Origin of the sequence: Lactobacillus jensenii DSM 20557, assembly GCF_001436455.1 — a bacterium.
In the GTDB taxonomy this organism is placed as follows: Bacteria; Bacillota; Bacilli; order Lactobacillales; family Lactobacillaceae; genus Lactobacillus; species Lactobacillus jensenii.
Genome location: NZ_AYYU01000087.1, coordinates 1 through 263, shown reverse-complemented (window position 1 = coordinate 263; position 263 = coordinate 1). Strand labels below are relative to the sequence as shown.

Annotated in this window: 1 protein-coding gene; it reads right to left on the bottom strand. The window is 39.9% G+C overall.

Translation table 11 applies throughout. The annotated features are described in order from the left end of the window. On the bottom strand, positions 1–263 hold a 263-nt coding region (locus FC45_RS07820), incomplete at both ends, for a mucin-binding protein (RefSeq protein WP_162257480.1).

The following is a 263-nucleotide window of genomic DNA, read 5'->3' as shown; positions in this document are numbered from 1 at the left end:
GGTACTGGAATATCTGCATTCTTAGTGTAGCTAATTGTTACGCTAGCAGCTTCAGTTTCTGCAGTTACTGTTTTTGCTTCTACCTTAGCTTGTGATGGAGTGTAACCTGTTACTGATGGTGCTGTATATTCTTCCCAGCTACCAGTCTTAGCATTCAAATCACTTGCTACATGCCAGTCAGTATTGTATTTAATCTCGCCTGTTACTGGATCCTTGTAGCCACTATTACCATCTTTATCTTCATTAGTGAAGTGAACAGTTTG